This window comes from Pseudomonas sp. Pseusp11 (assembly GCF_047304405.1).
GTDB lineage: Bacteria > Pseudomonadota > Gammaproteobacteria > Pseudomonadales > Pseudomonadaceae > Aquipseudomonas.
Genome location: NZ_JBGLZF010000095.1, coordinates 1 through 540 on the forward strand (window position 1 = coordinate 1; position 540 = coordinate 540).

At 46.3% G+C, this 540-nt stretch carries 2 tRNA genes; both read left to right on the forward strand.

Annotation, left to right across the window (positions count from 1 at the left end):
- Positions 1-94: 94 nt before the first annotated feature.
- Positions 95-171: transfer RNA gene (locus ACCC96_RS30290), tRNA-Ile, on the forward strand.
- Between the two features lie 29 nt (positions 172-200).
- Positions 201-276: transfer RNA gene (locus ACCC96_RS30295), tRNA-Ala, on the forward strand.
- The last annotated feature ends 264 nt before the right edge of the window (positions 277-540 follow it).

Genomic DNA, 540 nt, shown 5'->3' on the forward strand with positions numbered 1-540 from the left:
ATCACCTCCTTAATCGACGACATCAGCTGCTCCATAAGTTCCCACACGAATTGCTTGATTCATTGAAGAAGACGATACGAAGCAGCCCGAAATTGGGTCTGTAGCTCAGTTGGTTAGAGCGCACCCCTGATAAGGGTGAGGTCGGCAGTTCGAATCTGCCCAGACCCACCAATTTTGTGTGGGAATACCTGTAGAAATACGGGGCCATAGCTCAGCTGGGAGAGCGCCTGCCTTGCACGCAGGAGGTCAACGGTTCGATCCCGTTTGGCTCCACCACTACTGCTTCTGTTGTTGAAAGCTTAGAAATGAGCATTCCATCGTGATGATGGTGAATGTTGATTTCTAGTCTTTGGCTAGATCGTTCTTTAAAAATTTGGGTATGTGATAGAAAGATAGACTGAACGTTACTTTCACTGGTAACGGATCAGGCTAAGGTAAAATTTGTGAGTTGCTCTTTTGAGCATGCGAATTTTCGGCGAATGTCGTCTTCACAGTATAACCAGATTGCTTGGGGTTATATGGTCAAGTGAAGAAGCGCAT